The organism is Bordetella sp. BOR01, assembly GCF_019218885.1.
Taxonomy (GTDB): Bacteria; Pseudomonadota; Gammaproteobacteria; order Burkholderiales; family Burkholderiaceae_B; genus Bordetella_A.
This window is the reverse complement of the sequence record NZ_JAHUWT010000001.1, coordinates 866653-888679: the sequence shown is the minus strand read 5'-3', so window position 1 is coordinate 888679 and position 22027 is coordinate 866653. Positions and strand designations below refer to the sequence as shown.

The window sequence follows — 22027 nt, the reverse complement described above, 5'->3', positions numbered from 1 at the left end:
CGCGATTCTTGAAAATGACCTCAACCCTGAGGGGTGATCCCGGCCTTGCGGATCAACCCACCCCAATTGGTGATTTCGCTCTTGAGAAATTCGCCGAACTCATCCGGCGTGGACACCTTCACCTCCAAGCCGTGGTTCGCGTACTTGCCTTGCAGTTTCTTGCTGTCCAGAGCCTGTTTCAGTGATTCTGAAAGACGGTCGACCACTGGTTTCGGCATGCCTGCGGGGCCGCCCAGGGCGAACCAGACCACCAACTGATAACCCGGCGCGCCAGATTCATTGATGGCCGGAATGTCAGGCACCACCGAGAACCGCGACGCTGTCGTGACCCCCAGGGCCTTCAGTTTTCCGCCCTGGATCTGCGGTATGGCCAAGGACAAGTCGACGAACATGAAATCCACCTGCCTGGACATCACGTCCGTCAGCGCTTGCGGCGACCCCTTGTACGCGACGCCGACCGTCTCGATGCTTCCCATGTCCACCAGTTTTGCGGCCGCCACCTGCGCGCTTCCCGAGCCGTAGGCATAGGTCAGCTTGCCCGGCTCTTTGTGCCCAAGCTCGAACAGCTCTTTCGTATTGTTCGGCCCGAATTGAGGGGCCGCCACCAGCACGATGGGCGACTCGGCAATCATGCCGATGGGAGTCAGGTCATGTATCGGGTCATAGGGTAGTTTCTTGAACAGCGTGACGTTGCTGGCCCCGGTGGTCACGCCCAGCATGACCAGGGTATAGCCGTCCGGCGGCGAATCCACGGCCGCATTGACACCGATGATGCCCTGCGCGCCAGGCTTGTTGTCCACCACGATGGGCTGGCGCAGATCCTTCGCCATTTCCTCCGCCAGCTCCCTGGCCACCGTATCCGTGCCGCTGCCCGCGGGGAAAGGGACAATAAGCTTGATAGGACGATCGGGATAATCCGCCTGGGCAGCCAAGGGCAAAGCCGATGCCAATGTCCAGCAAAACGCCAAAACCAACTTTCTCATTGCATGTCTCCTGATTCTTATGGTTGATCGTCCGCCGAGTGCGGCGGCTACTGCCTTATGGGTGGCACATCCAGTCGCGCCACGATCCCGGCCAGCTCCTGGCTTGCCGGTGGATACCTTTCCATCACCAGCGGGTCATGGCCGGGGATGATGTGATCGGGCGATTGCGCCAGCGCCTCGATGCGCGCATAGCCCTGGAACAGGTCGCCCATGTGGAATACCAGCGTGAAGCTGCGGCGCTTCTGGATATGCTCGTAGAAGTGGCTGGCGTCGGACGCCAGGACCACCCAGCCGCGCGCCGTGTTCACCCGCACCACCTGCATGCCGGCCGTGTGGCCGCCTACGCGGTGCAGGCTGATGCCGGGGGCGATTGCCGCGTCGCCATCGTGAAACACGACGCGGTTGCCGTAGACCAGGCGGACCAGGCCCGCCACGTGATCGGGCTCGTATGCCCGGCTGTGCACTTCGCAGGCCATGTGCCGGCCCGTCGCGTAGTCCATCTCGGCGTCCTGCAGGTGGAAGCGCGCATTGGGCCAGGCGTCGAATGTGCCGACGTGGTCGTTGTGCATGTGGGTGATGACGATATCGCGCACGTCGGCCGCCTGGACGCCCATCAGCGCCAGGGCCTGGACCGGCGTGCGCAGCAAGGTGCGGTGGCGCTTGTCGGCCATGTCCTGGAAGAAACCGGTATCCACCAGGACCAGGCGGTCCTGGTTGCGCACGATCCACACGTAGTAGTCCAGCGGCATGGGCGCGTCGTGAGGGTCTCCCCCCACGAAGTTGGCGCCACGCCGGGCCGGCCGCGTCGCGTACTTCAACGCGTACACCTCGTACGTGGGCAGCGCCCCGGCCGTCCGGATCATGGCCATGTCAGGCTCCCGCCGGCGCCAGGAGGCGCATCAACAGGCCGATGTCCTTGCAATGCTCGATATCCGCCACCATCCCGGCCGCCTCGGCCGAGCGCGACGGGCCGATCACCGGAATCGTCAGGCTGTCGAACTTGGCGCGCAGCTCGTCGTCGGACATGGAATTCTGGATCGAGCCCTTGGGATAATCGACCTGCGACACGTGCTGGGTACCGTCTTCCATTTGCACGGTCAGCTTGCACGACACGCCGCGCGGCAGCGTGTCGTCCACCGTGATCTTGAGCATTTCCGAAAGCCTGGCCAGCATGGGCTCTTTCAAGCGCGCGTTGTTGTATTGCGGGAACAGCGCCTGGCCGTCGGTAAAGGCAACAGCCACCGAGTACGGCAGGCTGACCTGCGCCTCGTGGTAGGTCTGGGGCCGGGTGTTCTGGTGGTACAGCGCCCAGTCGGAGTGGCGCGCCATGGTCATGCTTTTGATGCGGTTCAGGTCGGGCGCATGCTTCTTGCGAATATCCAGCGCGCAGTCGATGGCGTTGTGGATCGGGCGGGCGCACGAATAGGGTTTGAACTCGATGTCCAACTGGTAGGGCTTGTCCAGGTCCAGTGTCAGTTGGCCAGGGTCGTTCGTGTCGGTGAAAGACTTCAGCCAGCCGCGCTCACCCTCGAAAATGGTAGCGGCGCCCGTGAAACCCAGCTTGGCCATGGCGGCAGCGGTCACGCCGCTGCGCGAGGCCGGGCCGGGGTTGAACCGCTTCTGCATCGAGGGGCCGTACATTTCCATCAGGCCGCCCGACTGTGCCCCGGCCAGGCCCAGTGACGACACGATCTGCTCTGCCGTATTGCCCAGCAGCAGGCCGGAAGCGATGGTGGCGCCGAATATGCCGCAGGTGGGCGTAGTGTGGTAGGCGCGATTGCGCAGCGAATTGTTGGCCGCCTTGCTCAGGCGTTCCATCATTTCGCAGCCAGCTGCCAGCGCGGCCAGCAGGGCGCGGCCGTCCTTGCCCGTCTGCTCGGCCGTGGCCAGCGCCGCCGAATATACGGGCGGGCTGAAGTGGAACAGCGCCAGTACATCGATATCGTCCAGTTCGACGCTGTGAGAGGAAATGGCATTGGCCAGCGCGGCCTGCATGGCCGGCACGCGCCGGCCGTCTCCGATCAGGGTGGCCTGTTCAAAGCCGCCGGTAGAGGTGGCGAACTCGCGCGCGACCTTGCCGCTGCCGGTCTGGCTGCCGGCCACGCCCACGCCCAGGTAGTCCAGCAACAGGCGCTTGACGGCCTTGCGGGTTGCCGGCGTCAAAGTGTCGTAGTTGAATTTTTCGAAGTGGGAAGCGAGTTGTTCAGCGATGGTTTTTGCCATGGTGGTTTCGTGAATGCGTTGAAAGGCCGTATCGGGAAATGGAAAGGGTCAGGCGCGGGGGGCGCTCACAATGGAGATCAGTTCATCCAGGCTGGGCAGCGTGTCCAGCCGCCTGCACAACTCGACCAGGCGATCGAGCTCGCCTGCCGGCAGGCAGGAACGGGCCACGTTGCGGAACTTGTATTCCACGTCGCCGGCCGAGATCGGGTTCTCGGGGCTGCCGCGCCGGTTCAGGATGCGGTGCGTCAGCTCGCGGCCGTCGCGGGTTTGCACCGTTACCGTGGCGGCATGGCGGAACGCCGGACCCATGGCCTCGATCTCCGCATCTTCATAAGCCTGGGTGCGCTTGATCAGGTCGAGCAACTCCGGATCGGCCAGGCGTTTCTCGTCGTATTGGTCGACGAAGGCCACGCCGTCGTGCGCGGTCACGGCCAGGCCGTAGTACAGGTTCATCTGTGCGGCAGTCACGCCCTGCGCTTTGTATTCCCAGGCGCAGTGCACGTAGGTCATGTGGCTGACCCCGGCCCGGATCGAGGCGATGTCGGCCGCCTGCAAGGCGTTGGACCGCATGATGTGCGTCAGCGCGTCGAGCGCGGCGTGGATGCTGGTCACGCTGGCGTGCGGCTTGTAGCCCACCTTGGCGGTTTCCCAGACTTTGCCCAGGCCGTCGGTCAGGCGCGCGGCGTTGGGCTGGTCGGAATACGAGCAAAGGTAGCCGCCGTAGCTCGCCTCCAGCACATCGACGATACCGGTGAAGTCGCGTTGGGCCAGCTCCGCCGAGTACACGCCGCTCTGCGCAGCGCGGCCGGCGTGGAAACGCTTGACCATGGCGCCTTCCTGCGCGGCCATCAAGCCGCCCGCCTGCGAGCCTGCGATGCCCAGGGCATGCTGCATGCGGTCCGCGTCGAGTTTCAGTGCCTTGCCCGCCGATGCCGCCGCCACGAACACGCCAGAGGTGCCCTGCGGATGGAAGCCGCGGTAGAACAGGCTCATGGTGGCGGCATTGCCCACCCGCGTGCCGATTTCGTAGCCGGCCACCAGGGCGGTGACCAGGTCGCGCCCGTTCCAGTTGCCGTGGCGCTCGGCGTAGGCCAGCGCCACGGGCACGGCGATCGAGCCCGCGTGCACGATGGATTCCTTGTGAATGTCGTCCAGCTCGAAAGCGTGCCCCGCCGTGCCATTGACCATCGCGGCATTGGCGATCGAGGTCTTGCGGCCGCTGCCCCACAGGCTGGCGACGGGCGCCGCCTGCTCGGCCTCGGCCATGGCCTGCACGCGCTGCGTCCACGGCAGGGTCGCGCCGTACAGGCAGCAGCCGATGCTGTCGAGCAGGCTGGTCTTCATGCGGTCCACGGCGTCGGCGGGAATGTCCTCGTAGCGCAATTGCGCGGCGAAACAGGCAAGGTCCCGGGTGGCGTTTTCCAGAAGCGGCGGTTGCGAACTACTCATCGGGATGTCTCTGCTGGTTGAACAAGTTTGCGAATCGGAAATGCATCAGTAGTTGGGTTCTTCATCCAGGCGGACGGCGATGCCCTCGAGCTGGCCGGAGACCGCCGGGTAGCGCTGCATCACCAGCGGATCATGGCCGGGCACGATGTGCTTCGGACTGTCGGCCAGCATGTCCAGCTTGTTGTATCCATCGATCAATTCGCCCACATGGAACACGGTGCTGAAGGCGCGCTTCTTCTCGAAATGCTCGTAGTAGTGGCTGCAGTCCGACGCCAGCACGACCCAGCCGCGCTTGGTGTGCACGCGCACGCACTGCAGGCCGTGGGTGTGGCCGCCGATGCGGTGGATGCTCAGGCCGGGAGCCAGGTCGGCGCTACCCTTGTGGAAACGCACCCGGTCCTTGTAGACCATGCGCACCATGCCTATCACCTCGTCGGCCTCGTAGCCGTGGTTGAACTGCCGATAGCACATGTGACGCCCGGTGGCGTATGACATTTCGTCATCCTGCAGGTGAAAGCGTGCAAGCGGAAAACCGTCGAAGGTGCCGACGTGGTCGTAATGCAGGTGCGTGATGATCACGTCCTCGACCTTGTCCACGTCCACGCCCAGCAGGGCCAGGCCCTCGGACGGATGGCGCAGCAGCGTGCGGCCGCGCTTTTTCGCGACCTCGGCGCCGAACCCCGTGTCGACCACGAATTCCCGGCCCTTGCCGCGCACCAGCCACAGGTAGTAGTCCATGGGCATCGGTGCATCGTGCGGGTCGCCGCCGATGAAATTATTGGTGCGCTTGGCATCGCGCGTGCCGTAGCGGATGGCGTAAACCTCGTAGTTGGGCAGCGTCGTATGGCTCATCTATCTCTTCGTCAGGAAGGGTTGGCTTGCAGCAGGTCGTTCAGTACCTTCACGCTCGGCAGCGACGGCAGCGACAGCGACAGCTCTTTGATCCGGCTGGCGGATGCGCCGTACAGCGTGCCCGCGGTCAGGTCGAACTTGTGCTCGATATCGGCCTGCGTGAAGGGCTGCTCGGGCTCGCCCAGGGCACGGTCCAGGACATATTCCAGGTCCCGTCCGCGGGTGGTGCGCACGCGGATCACCGCGCCGCGCCGGTCCGGATAGCCTTCGTCGAGCGCGGCGTCGGCGCGCACCCGGATGCGCGCCATCAAGGCGCGCACTTCGGGCTCGGCCAGCGCGGCGTCGGTGTAGCGCGCCGGCATGGCGTCACCCTTGAGCAGCCTTGCCGCGATGGAAAACGCGATGGAAAACCTGGCCTGGTCGGCATTGGCGGGCTCCGCCACCTCGGCCGCCAGCGTCACGGTGTCCACCCACACGTCCATGGATGCGATGTCGCGCGGCACGACGCCGTATTCGCGCGCCAGGGCCACCGCCGTATCCACCGGCGCGTGATTGCCGCGGCAGCCGCCGTGCATCTTCAAGTAGGTCTGCCCGATACCCCATTGCCGGCCCAGCTCGCGTGTGACGACGTCGGCCTGGGCGCCTTCGGCGTAGGCCTTGAAGAAGCCTTGCTCGATCACTGCGGGCACGCCCTCGGCACCCTGTGCGGCGTACAGCGCCGCCAGCAGGCCGCCTTCGCTGCTGCGGCCCACTTGCAGGGGCTGGCTGCCGGCATTCTTCAGCGCTTCTTTCAGCCCTGCGCCGTGGCTGCAGGCGATGGCGATCGCGTGCGTGGCCTGTTCGGCGGGCAGGCGCAGCAACACGGCGGCAGCCGCCGCCGTGGCAGGCGCTGCCAGGATCGCCGTGCTCTGGAAGCCGCGCCGCACCGTAGAGGGGTAAATGGCCCGCCCCAGGCGCAGGAAGACTTCGTACCCTGCGGCGATGGCGGCGACCAGCTCCGCGCCGCCAGCCTCGCGCTCGCAAGCCAGGGCAAATGCCGCGGGGATAAGCGCCGACGAGGGATGTCCGCCGGTGTAGCGGCAGCCGTCCTCGAAATAGGTGGAATGCGATACCGCGCTGTTGATGATGGCCGCATCGCGCAAGCCGCGCCGAACGGTGGTGCCCCAGGCGGAAAGGGGGCCGTCGCCGGGCAGCAGCGCCAGCAGCTTCCGGTGGGTGCCCTGCTGTACGCCACTGGCGGCCGCGGCCAATGTGTCCAGCATGCGCAGGGACGCGGCCTGTTCCACCTCGGCGGGCAGGTGCCCGGCCCGCGTGCCGGCGATGAACCGGCCCAGGATGGCCGCCAGCGGCGCTGCGCCAGCCTCAATGGAAGCCACAGAAGATTCCCGCATGGTCAATCCACTTCGAGGCCGATGTCATTGATGACATCGCGCCACTTGATCACGTCGGCGCGCACCCGGGCCGAGGCCGACTCGGGGCTGTCGCCCACCACCTCGGCGCCCTGCCCGGCGAAAAGCTTCTTGATGTCGGGCGAGTTCAACGCCCGTGCCACGTCGGCATTGATCTTGGCAATGACGGCCTGGGGCGTGCCCGCCGGCGCGAACAGGCCGTACCAGGTGTCGGCCTCATAGCCCTTCAGGCCGCTTTCGTCCAGCGTGGGCAGGTCGGCGACCGAGGAGGGCCGCTTCGCACTGGTGGTGGCCAGGCCACGTAATTGGCCGGATTTCATGTAAGGCAGCGCCACCGGGGCGTTGACCATCATCGCCTGCACCCGGCCGGCGATCAGGTCGGTCACGGCGGGGCCGGTGCCCTTGTAGGGCACGTGCGTGATCCTGACATCAGCCATGCGTTTGAGAATTTCCATGGCCAGGTGCGGCGGCGTGCCGTTGCCCGGCGAGGCGAAGTTCAACTGGTCGGGCTTGGCACGGGCGTAATCCAGGAATTCCTGCACCGTTCTTACCGGCACGGACGCCGGCACTGCCAGGATGTTGGGGGTGCTGACCAGCATCGTGACCGCGGTGAAGTCGCGCACGGCGTCATAACCGGCCGACTTGTACAGGCTTTGGTTGGCCGCGAGCGTGATCACCGGGGTGAAGAGCAAGGTGTAGCCGTCGGGCTCTGACCTGGCCGTGGCGGCGGCACCTACGTTGCCGCCCGCGCCGCCGCGGTTCTCGATCACCACCGACTGGCCCCAGTACTCGCTCAGCCGCTGCGCCAGCGGCCGCGCCAGGATGTCGGTGCCGCCGCCCGGCGGGAACGGCACGATCAGTTTTACGGGACGGTCGGGAAAGGGGCCGGCGGACTCGTCCGCCGCCTGGGCGGCGGCGCCGCACAGGGACAGGGAGGCCGCAGCGGCCAGGATCCGCATCCCCCAAGCCAGGCGGACAGCGATCTTGGTTTCGGGTACACGCACGCCTGTTGTCTCCTGGTCCGTACCGTGCTTGCGGTAGGTGTCTGGTCAGTAATGGATTGATTCGGGCAGTCTAATTACGCTATAAAAACAGATCAATGACTCAAAATTCAAAATACTAATGAATGAATTTCACTAAATTCATTCACAACCAAAAACGGGAGACAAGGCGTGGAAAACCTCAATGCCCTGCGAGTGTTCGTGCGCGTGGCCGAAACGCGCAGCTTTACCCAGGCTGCCAAGCGGCTGGGGCTGACTTCGTCGGCTGTCAGCAAGGCCATCACCCGGCTCGAGCAGGAACTGGGCGTGCGGCTGCTGCACCGCACGACCCGCTCGGTGGGCTTGACCAACGACGGCGCCAGTTTCTTCGAGCACTGCCTGCAGATCCTGGGACAGATCGAGGACGCCGAGAACCTGCTGGGCCAGGCCACCTCCAGCCCGCATGGACGGTTGCGCGTGCATCTGCCGGTGGGCTTCGGACGGCGCGTCATCATGCCGATGGTGCCGCGCTTCCTGAAGCAGTACCCCGACCTCGTGCTGGACGCCGAACTGAGCGACCGCAACGTGGACCTGGCTTACGAAGGCATCGACGTCGCCGTGCAGATCGGCGAACTGGCCGACGCCCGGCTGATCGCGCGCAAGCTGTGCCACCTGCGCTTCATGGCCTGCGCCTCGCCGCAGTATCTGGCGCAGCACGGCGAGCCTCGCACGCCCGAAGAACTGGACAAGCACCACTGCATGGCCTACGTGCTGATGCATACCGGCCGCTACCGCGAGTGGCCGTTCAGCAAGAACGGCATACCTTGCCCCAAGTCCGTGTCGGGCCACCTCAACGTCAACAACGCGGAAACGCTGCTAGAGGCCGCCTCGTCGGGCCTGGGCATCGCCATGATCAGCAACTTCACCGCGGCCGAGACCATACGCGCGGGGCGGCTGCGCCCGATCCTGACCGATTACGTCGGCGAAGGCCCGCCAGTGTCGGTGGTGTACCTGCCCAGCCGGAATCTTTCCCCCAAGGTCCGCGCCTTCGTCAATTTCCTTCTGGAAGAGATCTCCGGCAATCCCGACTGGGACAAGATCACGCCGTGACAGGCGCGTCGGCCGTGTTGCCCGCGCGCACCTGCGCCAGCAGGCCGGCCAGGGGCTTGGCCGAGCCGGCGTTGAACACGCCGCGCGCGGCTTGCAGCACGCCGGCGGCCGATTCGGTGCCCACGGCGGCCGAGGCCAGCGACATGAACTTGGCGTCGATCTCGGCGCGCGACATGGGGTTTTCCGGCATGCCGCGCGAATAGTCGACCTTGCGGGTCAGTGTCTTGCCCTGTTTGGTAACCAGCGAGACCCTGCCGCCGTAAATCTCTGGATAAGCGCGGTCGATCTCCGGATCGATCTCGATTTCCACGCGCCGGGACAAGGCCACCACCTGCGGTTCGACGATGCGCTGCGGAGTGAACTGCTCCAGGTAGGCCCGGCCGTCAAACATGGCCACGGCGATGTTGTAGCGCAGGCTCATCTGGGCATTCAGCACCGAATCGGCCCGGTATTCGAAGCCTGTCTGCGTGTTGACCACGCTGGCCACGCCAGCCACCACGCGTTCGACGTCGGCAGGCTTGAGCTTGTTCTCGCGCATCAGGTCCAGCACCGCATCCACGCAGGCATGATTGCTGCCGCAGCAGGCATGCGGCTTGAAGCAGGTCTCGTCGGAATGCCAGCGGCGGCCCAGGCCTTCGACCAGCATGGCCGGGCGCGGCGTATCGGACATACCGAACAACAGCCCGCCGTCTTCGGCCTCCAGGATGTAGCGCGGACCGGCGAAGCCACGCTGCGCCAGCAGCGCGGCCATCAGACCCGCCTGTGCCGACCGGCCGGGGTGCATGCGTTTGCTCATCCCGCCGTCGGCTGTAAAGGCCCAGGTGCCCGCCGACTGGGTGCCGGCCAGGCCCAGCGCGCTGGCCGTGGTCTCGGCATCGAGCCTGAGCATCACGGACGCGGCCGCGGCCGCTGCGAAAGTCCCTGCGGTGCCGGTCAGGTGCCAGCCGCGCATGCGTGTCCGGCTCGGGTTGAACGCCTGGCTGACGCGGTTCATGGCTTCGTAGCCAGCCGCCATGCCCGCCAGCATCAGGTCGCCGCCGGCGCGCTGCCGCTCGGCCAACGCCAGCACGACGGGCACCACCAGCGCGCCCGGATGGATCTTGGCGCGGCTGTGGTCGTCGAAGTCGAAACTGTGAATGGCCGTACCGCCGGCCAGCACGGTGTTGACCGCGCTTATGCGCGTGCCGCAGCCCCACAGGGCGGCTTCGGCCGGACCCTGCTGTTCGCGGGCGAACTCGGCCATGACGCGGCCCCATGGTGTGGTCAGGCCGTACAGGCCGCAGCCCAGTGCATCCACCAGGGCGTGGTCGAGGATTTCCCGGGTCTTTCCGGGAATGTCGCCGGGCTTGAGCCCTGCGATGAAAGCCGCCAGTTCCTGGGTCACGCCGCGATGTTCGCGCGCCAGTTTCTTCCAAGTCTCCAGATCGTCCACGCTTGCTGCTCCTTGCTGAAACGGATGAATCACCTGCCGGCTTACGGCTTCTGCGGCTTGATGATAGGAGTGATGCGCGCGGGTATCTATCGGCCCCGGATCAGATCAGTTATGAACATCATTCATCAGTGCTTCGATCCGGACACGCTACACTGCCGTCCGTCCGCCAGAGAGCCCCATGTCCTTCGTCCCGCCCGAGATCACGACTGTCTTTGCCACCGTTCTGGTGATCACCAGCTTTCTCACCTCGGCGCTGACGGCCGCCATGGGCCTGGGCGGGGGCGTGGCCATGCTGGCGGTGTTAAGCCTGGGCCTGCCGGTGACCAGCGTGCTGCCGGTGCATGGCGTGGTGCAGATGGGATCGAACAGCGGCCGTGTCATCATCCAGCGCCGTTACCTGGTGGCACCGCTGCTGCTGTGGTTCACGCTGGGCAGCCTGGCCGGCATCACGCTGGGTGCTTCGGTAGTAGTACGTATCCCTGACTCCCTGGCCAAGGGGGCGCTGGCGCTGTTCATCTTGTGGTCGGTCTATCGCAAGAAGCCCAGCGCCACGGCCCAGCGTCACGGCAAGGCTTATTTCCTGTTGGGCGGGACGATATCGAGCTTCTGCACCATGCTGGTGGGCGCCACCGGACCGCTGGTGGCCGCGCTGTTGGCCAGCACCGGCTTGGTCAAGCAGCCGCTGGTGGCTACGCACGCAGCGTGCATGGTAATTCAGCACGGGCTGAAGATCCTGGTTTTCGGCACACTGGGTTTTGCCTACGCCGAATGGGGACCGCTGATTGCAGCGATGATTGCCAGCGGCGTGGTGGGCACCTGGGTAGGCACCCGTACGCTGGACAATTTGCCCGAGGCGATGTTCCGGCTGGGCTTCAAGATCGTGATGACCGTGGCCAGCCTGCACATGATCTGGCAGGCGTTTTAAGTATCGGGTTTGCTGCCGGATGCGCAGCGGCATACCCACTATGTACCGAAACCTTTGCGCAATCAGCAAGGCAGATTCCCTGAAAACGCTTTAGTCGGCGCAGCCCGTTCCTCTATGCTGTGCTGAAATGCAGGCGATGAGTATGTCCGCTGCATATCGACTAATTGATTGAAGCGAACTCAATATGGCAAAGATTGCAGTGGTGACGGGTGGCGTATCGGGCATTGGCTTGCAGACGACAAACCGGCTTAAAGAAAAAGGCTGGAAAGTCTGGGCGCTTGACCGCGCCGAACCCGGCCCAGAAGCAAAAGCGGCAATTGAAGATGGATCTGGAGCTGTTTCCTATGTGAAATGCGATGTCGCGGATGCGAAAAGCGTACGGGCAGCATTCGACGTCATCCACCAACAAACGCGGAAGATCGACGCGCTGATATGTTCCGCCGGTGTACTTGGCACGGGCAGCCTGGAAGATCACACGCCAGATCAGGTGGACCTTATGATGGACGTCAATATCAAAGGCCCATGGCTGACGACCTGCGCAGCGCTTCCCCTGCTTAGAAAGGATGCCTCAGCCGAAAACCCCGCGCGCGTGGTATTGGTCGGATCCATCGCCGGCATTCGGCCCAAAGTGGGCGGCGGTTTCTATGGGGCAACCAAGGCAGCACTACATGTACTTGCCGGTGTGTTTGCGGTCGAGCTGGCAGGTAGCGGCGTGCTGGTGAACGCCGTAGCGCCAGGCACAGTGGCCACGCCGATGATATCCGCCTTGCGCGGCTCTTCGGGTGCCGCTCGATACAGACCCTCTGGGGACTCGCCTCTGGGCAGAATAGCCCAGCCGGATGATATCGCGAAGGTAATCTTGTTCTTCCTGGACGATGCTGCCAAGTACGTGACCGGAACCGTACTTCCCGTGGATGGCGGCACCCGGGCCGCGTTCATTCCGAAATAACCGCCAAGGGGGCGCGTGCACCAGCACGCGCTCCGGCTGGCGCCGAGAGCGTATACTCGGCGGCAAGGCGCGTGCCCAAGCAACTGATCAGAGTGCGAGTAGCGAATGGATGAACTTGCCGCAATCCGCGTGTTCACATTTGTGGCCGAGGCCGGCAGTTTTTCAGAGGCTGGCCGACGCCTCGGAATGTCCACCAGCTCCGTTTCTCGTCAAATCAGCAGCCTCGAAGAATCGATCGATGTACGCCTGTTCAAGCGTTCAACGCGCAACCTCGTACTCACCGAAGCCGGCCAGACTTATCTGGCTTCGGTAGCGCCAGCGTTGCGCCAGTTGGAATTGGCTCGCAGAACGGCCCACGCTTACCAACGAAAAATCAGCGGGTCGATTTGCGTACACGCGCGCATGTCGGCGGGTGCCGAAGTGATCGTGCCCGCGCTTCCATTGTTTTTTGAACAGTATCCGGATGTCGAGATCGACATTGCACTCACTGACGAGCGCGTGGATCTCCTGTCACATGGCGTGGACGTCGCCGTCTGGCTCGGCACGCTGGACGATTCGAACATGGTGGCGAGACAACTGAGCGAAAGCCGGCGAGTTGTATGCGCAAGCCCTGGATATCTTGCGCGGCACGGCATTCCCGGCAAGCCGGAAGATCTGGTTCATCATAGCTGCCTGATTTACCAGCAACATAACTACCTGAAGGAATGGCGATTCCGCAAAGGTAGCGAATTGATCTCCACTCCTGTTTCGGGCCGCTTGCGGACATCGAACAGTGCTGCCCTGATCACGGGCGCCAAAGGGGGGCTGGGCCTCGTGATGCTGCAGGGCTGGATGGTGCGCAAATCGGTACAGGAAGGATTGCTTCAAACCGTGCTATCCGACTATGAAGCCTACCCAACCGACCAGGACACGTCCCTCTACGTTGTGTATCCACACCGCGACCGCTTGCCCTTGAAGGTACGCGTTTTTGTCGACTTCCTCGTGCAGTTGTTCGCTCCCGAAGCAAACGCCGGCCAGGGCTCTCTGCCAAGCCGCTGATATCGTCCGCGCACCGCGCATCGACCGGGCTGCCCTGCCCTTTCGCAGCGGCTGCGCAAACGGACTCTTGCAATCTCTGCAAAGCAGTTTCCCGTGCAGCTTGCTGTCGTTCGCCGGTGCCTATCCGCTATCCTGAAAATTGAAAATCCGGAGAATTTTCGGCGATTCCCGGATGGCAATAAATATCAAGGCCCAGGAGACGAACATGATCGGAACAAGGCTATTGGCGGTGATATTGTCATGCGCTGCATTGCTTGCCGGCAACACAACGAACGCCGAAACATATCCTTCCAGGCCAATTAAACTCGTGCTGGGTTTCAGTGCTGGCGGGGGCGCTGATGCCATTGCCAGGATTTACGCGGCCGAGCTGGAAAAAATACTGGGAACTCCGGTGATCGTTGAGAACAGAGCGGGAGCCTACGAACAGCTGGCAGGAAGGTACGTACAAAATGCAGCCCCGGACGGATACACCCTTTGGCTGGCTACCACCGGGGGAATAGTCCAGGCCCCCCTGATTCGCGACATGCCGTACGACCCCAAGCACGACTTCACTCATATCGGGGTAATAGCAGAGGCAGACGCCGTACTGGCCGTAAAGAAGGATTTCCCGGCAAAATCAGTGGATGAGCTGGTTGAATATGCACGAGCCCATCCGAACGCGATCAACTTCGGTTCGGCTGGAACCGGCGCTCCCAGCCACCTGCTCGTCGAGTACATACAAAGCCTGCTTGATATCAAGATGACGCATATCCCCTATAAAGGCGCTGGGGACGTTGCACGAGAACTGATGGCCGGCAGCATTGATTTCGCAGTCGTTGTTCCCGCCGCTGCGGCACCGCTCATCAATGCAGGAAAAATCGATGCTATTGCCGTCACCGGCAAGCAACGCGTGAAGTCGCTGCCCGATGTTCCCACGCTTGAAGAAGGTTCGATTCCTGCGCTGAAAGGCATGAGTGTCTATGCGTTCTACGCCATGCTTGGGCCTGCAGGAATGCCGAAAGACGTGACAGGCAAGTTGAACGATGCGTTCAATGAAGTTTCATCCCTGCCTGCTGTTCAGCAGCGCGCAGCCGAAATGGATTTTCGGCCAGTAACGGGTACCTCGGAGGAATTCACACAGCGGATAGATGAAGATATGGCCCTCTGGGGTACGGTCGCAAAGCGGATCAAATAAACGGGCTGGATTCCATGGCCAAAGGCCGTGGTGCCCGGCGACGGTCCGGCCAAGAGCCATCGCCAGCCATACTTGCTTACTGAACCAGGCCAAGTTCACGCGCCTTGATCTGTATTGCCACAAAGTGGCTATAGACACGATTCTGGGACAAGCCGCCTCCCAAGAACCACAGGCCTTGTTGCGGGGTCGGGCCAAACATGTTTTGCAACTCGCCGTCTTGCCCCACCCCCCAGATCGGCCCTGTTTTTCTTGCAATCTCTTCGCCCAGCAACTGCCTTACCACCTCTTCTTGCGAATGGTAGCCAGTCGCGGCTATGAGCAGATCGGCTTTTTCCACATGCCCGTCATTCATTAACAAACCCTCGGCAACGAATCTTTGCGCGTTTTCCCATTGCAGCAGACCGATATCGCCGCTTACGATCAGCTCGGAGCATCCGCAATTCAGGTAGTAGCCGCCATGGCGTGAGCGCAGCTTCATCTGATGGCCAGCCTCGTCAGGCCCGAAATCGACCTTGAAACCGCGAGAGCGAAGGCCCTCAAGCAATTCCTTGTCGTGCTCCTTCATCCTTTTGACGTTCAGTTGATAGCCACGTTGCAGAAGCCGGAACGTAGGAGCCGTGCCAATCAGATCAGCGTCCTCGATGGGGATATTTTCCTGGTAGTGCACCGCATTATTGAACCCGGCGGCCGCCACGCTTACCACGGTGGTGGAACCGCGCTGGATCAGCTTTACCCTGGCGCCGTGGCCATGAAGGTCCTGGGCGCAATCGTGTCCGCTGGTGCCCGTTCCCAGGACGAGGACACGTTTCCCCTTGTACCCGCCGCCTGAGTAGTAGTCCTCGGTGTGCAGCACCTCGCCCTTGAAGTCGGACAAGCCAGGAAGAGCGGGTATCTTCTTGCCGCCGGCGATGCCATTGGCGAATACCAGGTGTTTCGGATGCAGCGTTCGCTCTGTGCCATCGTTCAGACGCACAGTCGCGTTCCAGACGCCCTGCTCTTCATCGTAGTCGCCGTTGAGAAAGCGGGTATTGCCCCATACATTGCACTCCATGGCCCATGCGTAGAACCCGATGAATCCTGCCAGCATGTCCTTGGGAAGATATTTTGGCCAGTTCGGGGGAAATGGAATATAGGGAAAATGATTGATGGCGACCTCGTTGTGCAGCGCCAGGGAATGATAGCGATTGGCCCACACCTGCCCTGCCTGCGGGGTCTTTTCGACGATCAGGGCGTCAACGCCAAGCAACCTCAGCCGCGCACCCAGCGTGACTCCAGCCTGACCACCCCCTATTATCAGTACCGTCGGCTCGCGGCCTTCATAAGCCTGCTCCGTGGCCCGCATGTCGGACCAGTTCCCCGCACCGAAGTTGCGCGAGTAGGCGGCACCTGTCGGCCGGCGCCCGAAGATCGGCTCTTCATGGCCCTTGAGTTCTGTCGTCGAACTTGAGAACACCCATGCCCGATCCGCACTCTGAACCGGCAACCGTAGAACGCCATGGCAGCGCGCAACGTCAGTCTCGAAACTGAATATCGCTTCAATGACTTCGTTGCCGGTGCGCCGGACTTGGCGAGGCGGCGTGCGCCCTTCAGCGACGCTGAAGTTTCGCGCGTTTACCTTGGGCTGGTATTTGATAAGGCCATCGACAATGGATTTCCGATCCTCGTGCGGCGTGATGTTCCAGGTGAACGCCAGCATGTCGCGCCAATAGCACTCATCCGCGAACAGCGACAGTAGAGCTTCCCGATCACATGCCTGCAATGCCTGCTCGAAGGCCCTCAACCAGTTATTGACTTGCTGCATTTCCGACGACTGCTCGAATTTTGCGGGATTCTCTTCAATCCCACTGTCAATCAACATTCCGATCTCCCGTTTCTGTCACGGCTACTCGCCCATGCCGACGATTCTAAGGTAGGGGTCTGTTTCGTATAACGTGGTTGCGCGACAAGGAATCTTGCGTCAAGTGCAAAGACCGCATGGCACGGTGGTTGTGTGCCGGCCATGGGTAGTTATCTGGATTCTTGCGCATTCTGGAACGGGAAGACTGGCTTATTGCGCAAGCTGCAAGGCACCTTTCCAGTCTGAGGTCTACCCGGTAGTAGCTGGCGGCTTTTACACTGATTTTTCAGCCACTCCTGCTATCGAGGCATACAAGCATGCCCCTCACGGCTTCCCATTTACTGGCACGCAGCGCATCGCTGGTCCGGCCGGCCTGGCACAGATGAGCGAGATCTTTGACGATCCCGCCGTGGCCAGATACCTGCGCAGCGAGAGCCCCGCCTCGTTCGAAGCAGCGTCACGGCTTTGGCGAACCGTGATGGCCGCCGAACATCTGTCTGTGCGCATGAAGGAACTTGTGCTGCTTGCGGTTCACGCTTCTGCCTCTGCAGTCAATGCCCAGGCAATCGGTCGTCATACCAAAAGAGCTCGGGCCGCCGGCGCCTCGGACGGGGATGTCCTGGACGTCTTGGTGTCCATCGTTGGCCTGAGCAATCACAGCATGTATTTTTCGCTGCCGATTCTTCAGGACGAACTCAGGAAAGCTGGCCGCGGCGAAGAGGCGGAGCCTCCGGAAATGTTGCCGGACCTCGAAGCGGTTCGGGACGATTTTCTCAAGACACGCGGCTTCTGGAGCGAGCAACGCGACACCATTGCGCAGTTCCTGCCGGCCTACTCCCGGGCGCTCTCGGAACTTACCATGGTGCCCTGGAAACAGGGCGCGCTGACGCCCAAAGAGCGGGAATTCATCTATATCGCGATCGATTGCTCTGTGACGCACATGTATGGCCCCGGCCTCGCGATGCACATTCGCCACGCCCTTGAGCACGGAGCAACGCGCGATGAAATCCTGACCGTATTCCAGCTGGCTGTCCTGATCGGGCTGGAAGGGTACATCTTGGGTGCAGAGGCGTTGCAGAAGCTTGGTTAGCCCATACCGATAAGCCCTTATGAATACATACCGGAAAATTTCACATGCATGACTTAACAGGAAAAGTGGCATTCATTGCGGGGGCTGGCTCCGTGGGTGAAGGCTGGGGTAACGGCAAGGCGACAGCTGTGCTCATGGCGCGGCAAGGTGCAACAATCTATGGCGTAGACGTGAATCCTGATGCCCTGGCAGATTCCGCCGCCGTTATGCGAAAAGAGGGATTGGCACATTGGACAGGCCGCACCTGCGACCTGACTTGCAGCGAGGACGTCCAGGCGGCCGTCGACGATTGTGTCCGGCGGCATGGACGCATCGACATACTCGTCAACAACGTAGGAGGCAGCGCGCCAGGCGACCCCGTCGCAATGAGCGAAGAGACGTGGAATGCGCAGATGGACCTCAATCTCAAGACTGCCTTTCTGGGATGCAAGCATGTGCTTCCGGTGATGGAACGGCAATTCGCCGCAAGCGGAAATGGTGGCGCCATCGTGAATGTGTCCAGCATAGGCTGCATGAGCTTTCCAGTCGAAGGCCGCGTCAGTGCCGCCTACGCAGCTTCCAAAGCGGGCGTTATCGCGTTCGGCCGCTCGACGGCGATTGCCTATGTCAAGAAAGGCGTCCGAGTCAACACGGTCGTTCCGGGCACCATGCATACGCCTCTCGTCGAACACCGGTTGGTCAAGCAGTTGGGGGCAGCAGATGCCCAATCGCTGATTGCGAAACGACATGCCAGTGTTCCCATGGGGCACATGGGCGACGCATGGGACGTAGCCAACGCGGTGCTCTTTCTTGCCAGCGACGAAGCACGCTATATCACGGCAACCCAGCTGGTGGTTGATGGCGGATTGACGGCGGCGCGGCCGGGAATGTAATGCGGTGCTATCCAGATTCGCTGGCGACGGCATCCGCCCAGGCGCGGAAATTCTTGGCCCTGCGAGTTGACAACACCCAGGAGGCGGGCAATGTCCAGGATCGAAATGGTGCCACAGGCGGCGCTGACAGCGGAGCAAGCAGCGGTATGCGCCGAGGCCGTGTCAGGCCCCAGGGGCAGAGTACCGGCGCCCATGATCGGATGGTTGCGCAGCCCCGAATTGGCTCGGCGCGCTCAGAAGCTTGGAGAGCTGCTGCGCTTTGGCACATCGCTCGAGCCACGGCTGACCGAACTTGCGATTCTTGTGTGCGGCCGCCACTGGACCTCGCACCATGAATGGACTGCGCATAAAGCACTTGGCCTGAAAGCCGGCCTGAATGCAGGCGTGATTGCGGATATCGCCGCGCGCCGCGTGCCGGATTTTGATTGTGAGCGGCAACGTGTCGTTTACGATTTTTCAACCGTGCTGCTGGCAAGCGGACAAGTTCCGCAAGAACTCTACGACCAGGGCGTTTGCATCCTGGGAGAGCCGGGCGTGGTTGAACTCGTTGGTGTACTGGGCTATTACTGCCTTGTGGCTTTGACGCTCAACGCGTTCGAACTGGGCATTCCGGAAAATATTGCCCCGGAACTCGAGGATCCGCGGTTCCCCGCCACCGGTCCAACGGCATGACGCACGCGGCACATGGCCTGATTGCCAGGCAGGAAGAACCGATAGACCCCGCGCAACCGATCGTCGACGCGCATCATCACCTATATGATCGGCCCAGCCTGAGGTACCTGCTGGATGATTTTCTGGCCGACATCCGTACCGGCCATGACGTACGCGCGACGGTTTACGTGCAAGCGCGGGCCATGCAGCGCCAGGAAGGCCCCGAGAGCCTCAAGCCAGTTGGCGAAACAGAGTTTGCCAATGGCGTGGCGGCGATGTGCGCTAGCGGCATATACGGAAATGCCCGCGTGTGTGCAGCCATTGTGGGTTTCGCCGACCTCTGCCTGGGACAGGCCGTGCAAGCTGTATTGCAAGCGCATATCGATACCGCAGGCGGCCCTGCTGCGGTCGGAGGTCGCTTCAGGGGAATTCGCCACGTTGCCGCCTGGGACGCCGATCCAGCCTTATTGAATCCGGCCTATCCAACCAGTGAAGATCTACTGGACAGCGCGGCCTTCCGGGCGGGATTCGCACAACTGAATCCTCGGGGCCTGAGCTTCGACGCATGGCTGTATTTCCATCAGATTCCTAGACTGACTTCGCTTGCGCGGGCATTCCCCGATACGCCTATTGTCCTCAACCACTGCGGAGGCATCCTGGGGCTGGGATGTTATGAAGGCCGGCACCAGGAAGTGTTTCGCCAATGGGCGACTGCGACCCGCGAGTTGGCATCGTGCCCGAATGTCATGGTGAAGCTGGGTGGATTGGGCATGCCGCTGTCAGGCCTGGGAACCCGTCGGCACGATGCGCGGCCCTCATCGGCGGAATTGGCCGAGTTGTGGCGCCCCTGGATCGAACATTGCATCGAGACTTTTGGACCGTCACGCTGCATGTTCGAAAGCAACTTCCCGGCCGACAAGGTTGGATATGACTATGCTGCCGGCTGGAATGCGTTCCAGCGCATCGCAGAGCATGCAAGCGCATCTGAAAAGGCAGATTTGTTCTGGCGCAGCGCGTGTACGTTCTATCGGATACAAACGAGCCCAAGCGGCGGGCGAAACTGACCTTCGCCCGCGGTTCGAGCGCCTGCCCGCGGACTAGCCTTCGGACGGCCTGGGAACACCGCCATAGAGCCCCCAGGTACTCGCAGCCAGCCAGCCGGCATCAATCAATAGATCGACACCCGTTATGGCCGACGCCCTATCGGACGCCAGGAACTCCACACCTTCCGCGACTTCGTTGGGCTGTACACGCCTGCCCAAAGCCATGTGATCGCGGAAATCAGCCGCATAGCGGCCGGGCGGGCGTTGCAACACGCGAGCGACCTCGGTCGTTCCGGGCGATACGGAATTGACTCGAACGCCGAAACGACCCCACTGGCTTGCAAAGTTGCGCGTCAGATTGACGACCGCGGCTTTGCTCGGGCCATATGCGTGCAACGGCGAAGAGCCATGCGCCACAGTGGAGGCGATATTGACGATGTTGCCTTTGCCGTTCTGGACCATGCGGTTCCCGAATGCCCGGTTCGCATTGAATGTACCTTGCACATTGACTTCCATGACGGTGCGAAAGACATCTTCCGGGAAATCGCCCGGGGCGTAGCGGTCTTGAAACGCCGCCGCCGAAACGACCAGCGAACTGATGGGCCCAGCCTCACGTTCGATTGAATCGGCCAGGCTTTCCAGCGACTTCAGGCTTCGTATATCTACACCCCGGCCGATGCCTCCGATGCCTGCCGCCAGCTGTTGGGCGTGCGCTTCGTCCAGATCCACCACCACAACGCGCCAAGCCCTTTGTGCCATCAATTCACAACAAGCGGCACCTATACCGTTGGCTCCACCGATGACCACGCCCAGCTTAGAGTCAGCCATATCTTGATCCGTGAGATTCTGCAGCAGAAGACAATATACCGCCCGCATGGGCCGGATACCACGCGCCGCGTGCAAAGCTCCTTTCACTTTTATGCATTGCCAAATCCTTGTAAGGCCGCAGCTTGCCACGGGATAATGCCAGCGCCGCCATGGGCGGTTCTACCGCGATGATAAGAATTGACAGGAGAGACAATGAAGAACCCAAGTAGAGCTTTGGCAGCTTCTCTTGCCTTGGCAGCGGCCATGGTGGGCATCAGCCATGCGAATAGCAGCTACCCAACGAGACCCATCACGTTGATTGTGCCTCTTGGGGCGGGTGGTGCGACCGATGTCGTGGCCCGCGTGATCGCCGAAAAGCTCAGCGTCAAACTTGGGCAGCAGGTCATTATCGAGAATCGCCCGGGGGCCGAGGGCGCAATAGGGGTGAATACCGCGGCCAAGGCGGCGCCTGACGGCTACACCTACGTACTGGGCTCAAGCTCCACTGTCGCGGCCAACTACTACCTGCGCAATGATCTTCCTTTCCATCCGGTCGACGACCTGGCTCCGGTATCGACAGCGTTAAAGGATTTCTTCAACGTACTGGTCATCAATCCCGATATTCCAGCCAGGAATCTGAAGGAATTCATCGCGCTTGCCAAGGCCAATCCCGGAAAGTACAACTACGGCGCAGCCACCAGCGGCGCCAAGATCTGCATGGAAAACTTCAAGACCATGGCAGGACTGGACCTGCAAATGATCAGCTACAAGAGTTCGCCGCAAGCACTCAATGATTTGATCGGCGGTCGCCTGGCCATCATTTGCGAGCCGGTCGCCACTGCGCTACCCAATATTGCCTCTGGCAGGCTCAGGGCACTGGGTGTCACCAGCCCGCAGCGCGTTGAAAATGCACCTGACTTGCCTACGGTGGCGGAGGCAGGTTTGCCCGGGTTCACCTTCTCTGCGTGGGTTGCCGTTTTCGGCCCCAGGAATACCCCCAAGGCAGCAATTGAAAGATTCTCGCAGGCCCTCGCAGTCGTCCTGGAAGATCCCGAGACAGAGCAAAAAATCAAGGCCATCAATGCCGCACCCATGGTCGGTGGAACAGAAGACCTGAAGCAATTGCTACAGTCTGAAATGCAAAGAGCCGAAAAAATCGTCCGCGATGCAAACATACAGCCTGAATAAGGCGATGGCATTCCC

General features: G+C 62.1%; 20 protein-coding genes. 10 read left to right on the top strand and 10 right to left on the bottom strand.

Annotated features, from left to right (window positions below; all coding sequences use genetic code 11):
- Window positions 1-20: 20 nt before the first annotated feature.
- Genes KW845_RS04215 through KW845_RS04185 form a run of 7 tightly spaced genes read right to left on the bottom strand, consistent with a single transcriptional unit; the run spans window position 21 to window position 7920 of the window.
- The gene (locus KW845_RS04215; RefSeq protein WP_218367905.1) at window positions 21-983 is read right to left on the bottom strand and encodes a tripartite tricarboxylate transporter substrate binding protein; all 963 of its coding nucleotides are present in this window, start codon (window positions 981-983) and stop codon (window positions 21-23) included.
- A 47-nt stretch (window positions 984-1030) separates the two neighbouring features.
- Window positions 1031-1852 carry an N-acyl homoserine lactonase family protein gene (locus KW845_RS04210; protein ID WP_255592368.1) on the bottom strand — a complete coding sequence of 274 codons (822 nt, stop codon included), beginning with the start codon at window positions 1850-1852 and terminating at the stop codon, window positions 1031-1033.
- A gap of 1 nt (window position 1853) precedes the next feature.
- A complete protein-coding gene (locus KW845_RS04205) occupies window positions 1854-3206 on the bottom strand; it encodes an MmgE/PrpD family protein (RefSeq protein ID WP_218367904.1) in 1353 nt (450 codons plus the stop codon).
- Window positions 3207-3254: 48 nt separating this feature from the next.
- Entirely contained in the window at window positions 3255-4655 is a 1401-nt protein-coding gene (locus tag KW845_RS04200) for an MmgE/PrpD family protein (RefSeq protein WP_218367903.1), read from the bottom strand.
- Between the two features lie 45 nt (window positions 4656-4700).
- A complete protein-coding gene (locus tag KW845_RS04195; protein ID WP_218367902.1) occupies window positions 4701-5507 on the bottom strand; it encodes an N-acyl homoserine lactonase family protein in 807 nt (268 codons plus the stop codon).
- Window positions 5508-5518: 11 nt separating this feature from the next.
- On the bottom strand, window positions 5519-6898 hold the full coding sequence (locus KW845_RS04190; RefSeq protein ID WP_218367901.1) for an MmgE/PrpD family protein: 1380 nt from the start codon (window positions 6896-6898) through the stop codon (window positions 5519-5521).
- 2 nt (window positions 6899-6900) lie between these two features.
- Window positions 6901-7920: a tripartite tricarboxylate transporter substrate binding protein gene (locus KW845_RS04185; protein WP_218367900.1), complete on the bottom strand. Its 1020-nt coding sequence runs from the start codon at window positions 7918-7920 to the stop codon at window positions 6901-6903.
- Between the two features lie 168 nt (window positions 7921-8088).
- On the opposite strand from KW845_RS04185, the gene KW845_RS04180 reads away from it, so the two are divergent.
- On the top strand, window positions 8089-9006 hold the full coding sequence (locus KW845_RS04180; RefSeq protein ID WP_218367899.1) for a LysR family transcriptional regulator: 918 nt from the start codon (window positions 8089-8091) through the stop codon (window positions 9004-9006).
- Here the strand turns inward: KW845_RS04180 and KW845_RS04175 are convergent.
- On the bottom strand, window positions 8996-10438 hold the full coding sequence (locus tag KW845_RS04175; protein ID WP_218367898.1) for an MmgE/PrpD family protein: 1443 nt from the start codon (window positions 10436-10438) through the stop codon (window positions 8996-8998). The genes KW845_RS04180 and KW845_RS04175 overlap by 11 nt on opposite strands.
- Before the next feature lie 178 nt (window positions 10439-10616).
- Here KW845_RS04175 and KW845_RS04170 point away from each other — a divergent pair, with 178 nt between their 5' ends.
- From KW845_RS04170 to KW845_RS04155, 4 genes are all read left to right on the top strand, one after another.
- Window positions 10617-11363: a sulfite exporter TauE/SafE family protein gene (locus tag KW845_RS04170; RefSeq protein WP_218367897.1), complete on the top strand. Its 747-nt coding sequence runs from the start codon at window positions 10617-10619 to the stop codon at window positions 11361-11363.
- A gap of 184 nt (window positions 11364-11547) precedes the next feature.
- Window positions 11548-12312: an SDR family NAD(P)-dependent oxidoreductase gene (locus KW845_RS04165; RefSeq protein ID WP_218367896.1), complete on the top strand. Its 765-nt coding sequence runs from the start codon at window positions 11548-11550 to the stop codon at window positions 12310-12312.
- 105 nt (window positions 12313-12417) lie between these two features.
- Window positions 12418-13350: a LysR family transcriptional regulator gene (locus KW845_RS04160; protein ID WP_218367895.1), complete on the top strand. Its 933-nt coding sequence runs from the start codon at window positions 12418-12420 to the stop codon at window positions 13348-13350.
- A 205-nt stretch (window positions 13351-13555) separates the two neighbouring features.
- Window positions 13556-14524: a tripartite tricarboxylate transporter substrate binding protein gene (locus KW845_RS04155; protein ID WP_218367894.1), complete on the top strand. Its 969-nt coding sequence runs from the start codon at window positions 13556-13558 to the stop codon at window positions 14522-14524.
- A 76-nt stretch (window positions 14525-14600) separates the two neighbouring features.
- Here the strand turns inward: KW845_RS04155 and KW845_RS04150 are convergent, their stop codons facing one another.
- Window positions 14601-16382, bottom strand: coding sequence for an FAD-dependent oxidoreductase (locus KW845_RS04150; RefSeq protein ID WP_218367893.1), 1782 nt, complete (start codon window positions 16380-16382; stop codon window positions 14601-14603).
- A gap of 361 nt (window positions 16383-16743) precedes the next feature.
- Between KW845_RS04150 and KW845_RS04145 the strand changes: the two genes are divergently transcribed.
- The 4 genes from KW845_RS04145 (at window position 16744) to KW845_RS04130 (ending at window position 20038) form a co-directional block, all read left to right on the top strand.
- Window positions 16744-17451: a carboxymuconolactone decarboxylase family protein gene (locus KW845_RS04145; protein WP_218367892.1), complete on the top strand. Its 708-nt coding sequence runs from the start codon at window positions 16744-16746 to the stop codon at window positions 17449-17451.
- Window positions 17452-17495: 44 nt separating this feature from the next.
- On the top strand, window positions 17496-18323 hold the full coding sequence (locus tag KW845_RS04140) for an SDR family NAD(P)-dependent oxidoreductase (RefSeq protein ID WP_218367891.1): 828 nt from the start codon (window positions 17496-17498) through the stop codon (window positions 18321-18323).
- A gap of 90 nt (window positions 18324-18413) precedes the next feature.
- Window positions 18414-18995, top strand: coding sequence for a carboxymuconolactone decarboxylase family protein (locus tag KW845_RS04135; RefSeq protein WP_218367890.1), 582 nt, complete (start codon window positions 18414-18416; stop codon window positions 18993-18995).
- Entirely contained in the window at window positions 18992-20038 is a 1047-nt protein-coding gene (locus tag KW845_RS04130; protein WP_218367889.1) for an amidohydrolase, read from the top strand. The genes KW845_RS04135 and KW845_RS04130 overlap by 4 nt, the downstream gene beginning before the upstream one ends.
- Before the next feature lie 33 nt (window positions 20039-20071).
- Here KW845_RS04130 and KW845_RS04125 read toward each other — a convergent pair whose 3' ends face one another.
- A complete protein-coding gene (locus tag KW845_RS04125; protein WP_218367888.1) occupies window positions 20072-20845 on the bottom strand; it encodes an SDR family oxidoreductase in 774 nt (257 codons plus the stop codon).
- A 192-nt stretch (window positions 20846-21037) separates the two neighbouring features.
- On the opposite strand from KW845_RS04125, the gene KW845_RS04120 reads away from it, so the two are divergent.
- Window positions 21038-22012, top strand: coding sequence for a tripartite tricarboxylate transporter substrate binding protein (locus tag KW845_RS04120; protein WP_218367887.1), 975 nt, complete (start codon window positions 21038-21040; stop codon window positions 22010-22012).
- Window positions 22013-22027 lie beyond the last annotated feature (15 nt).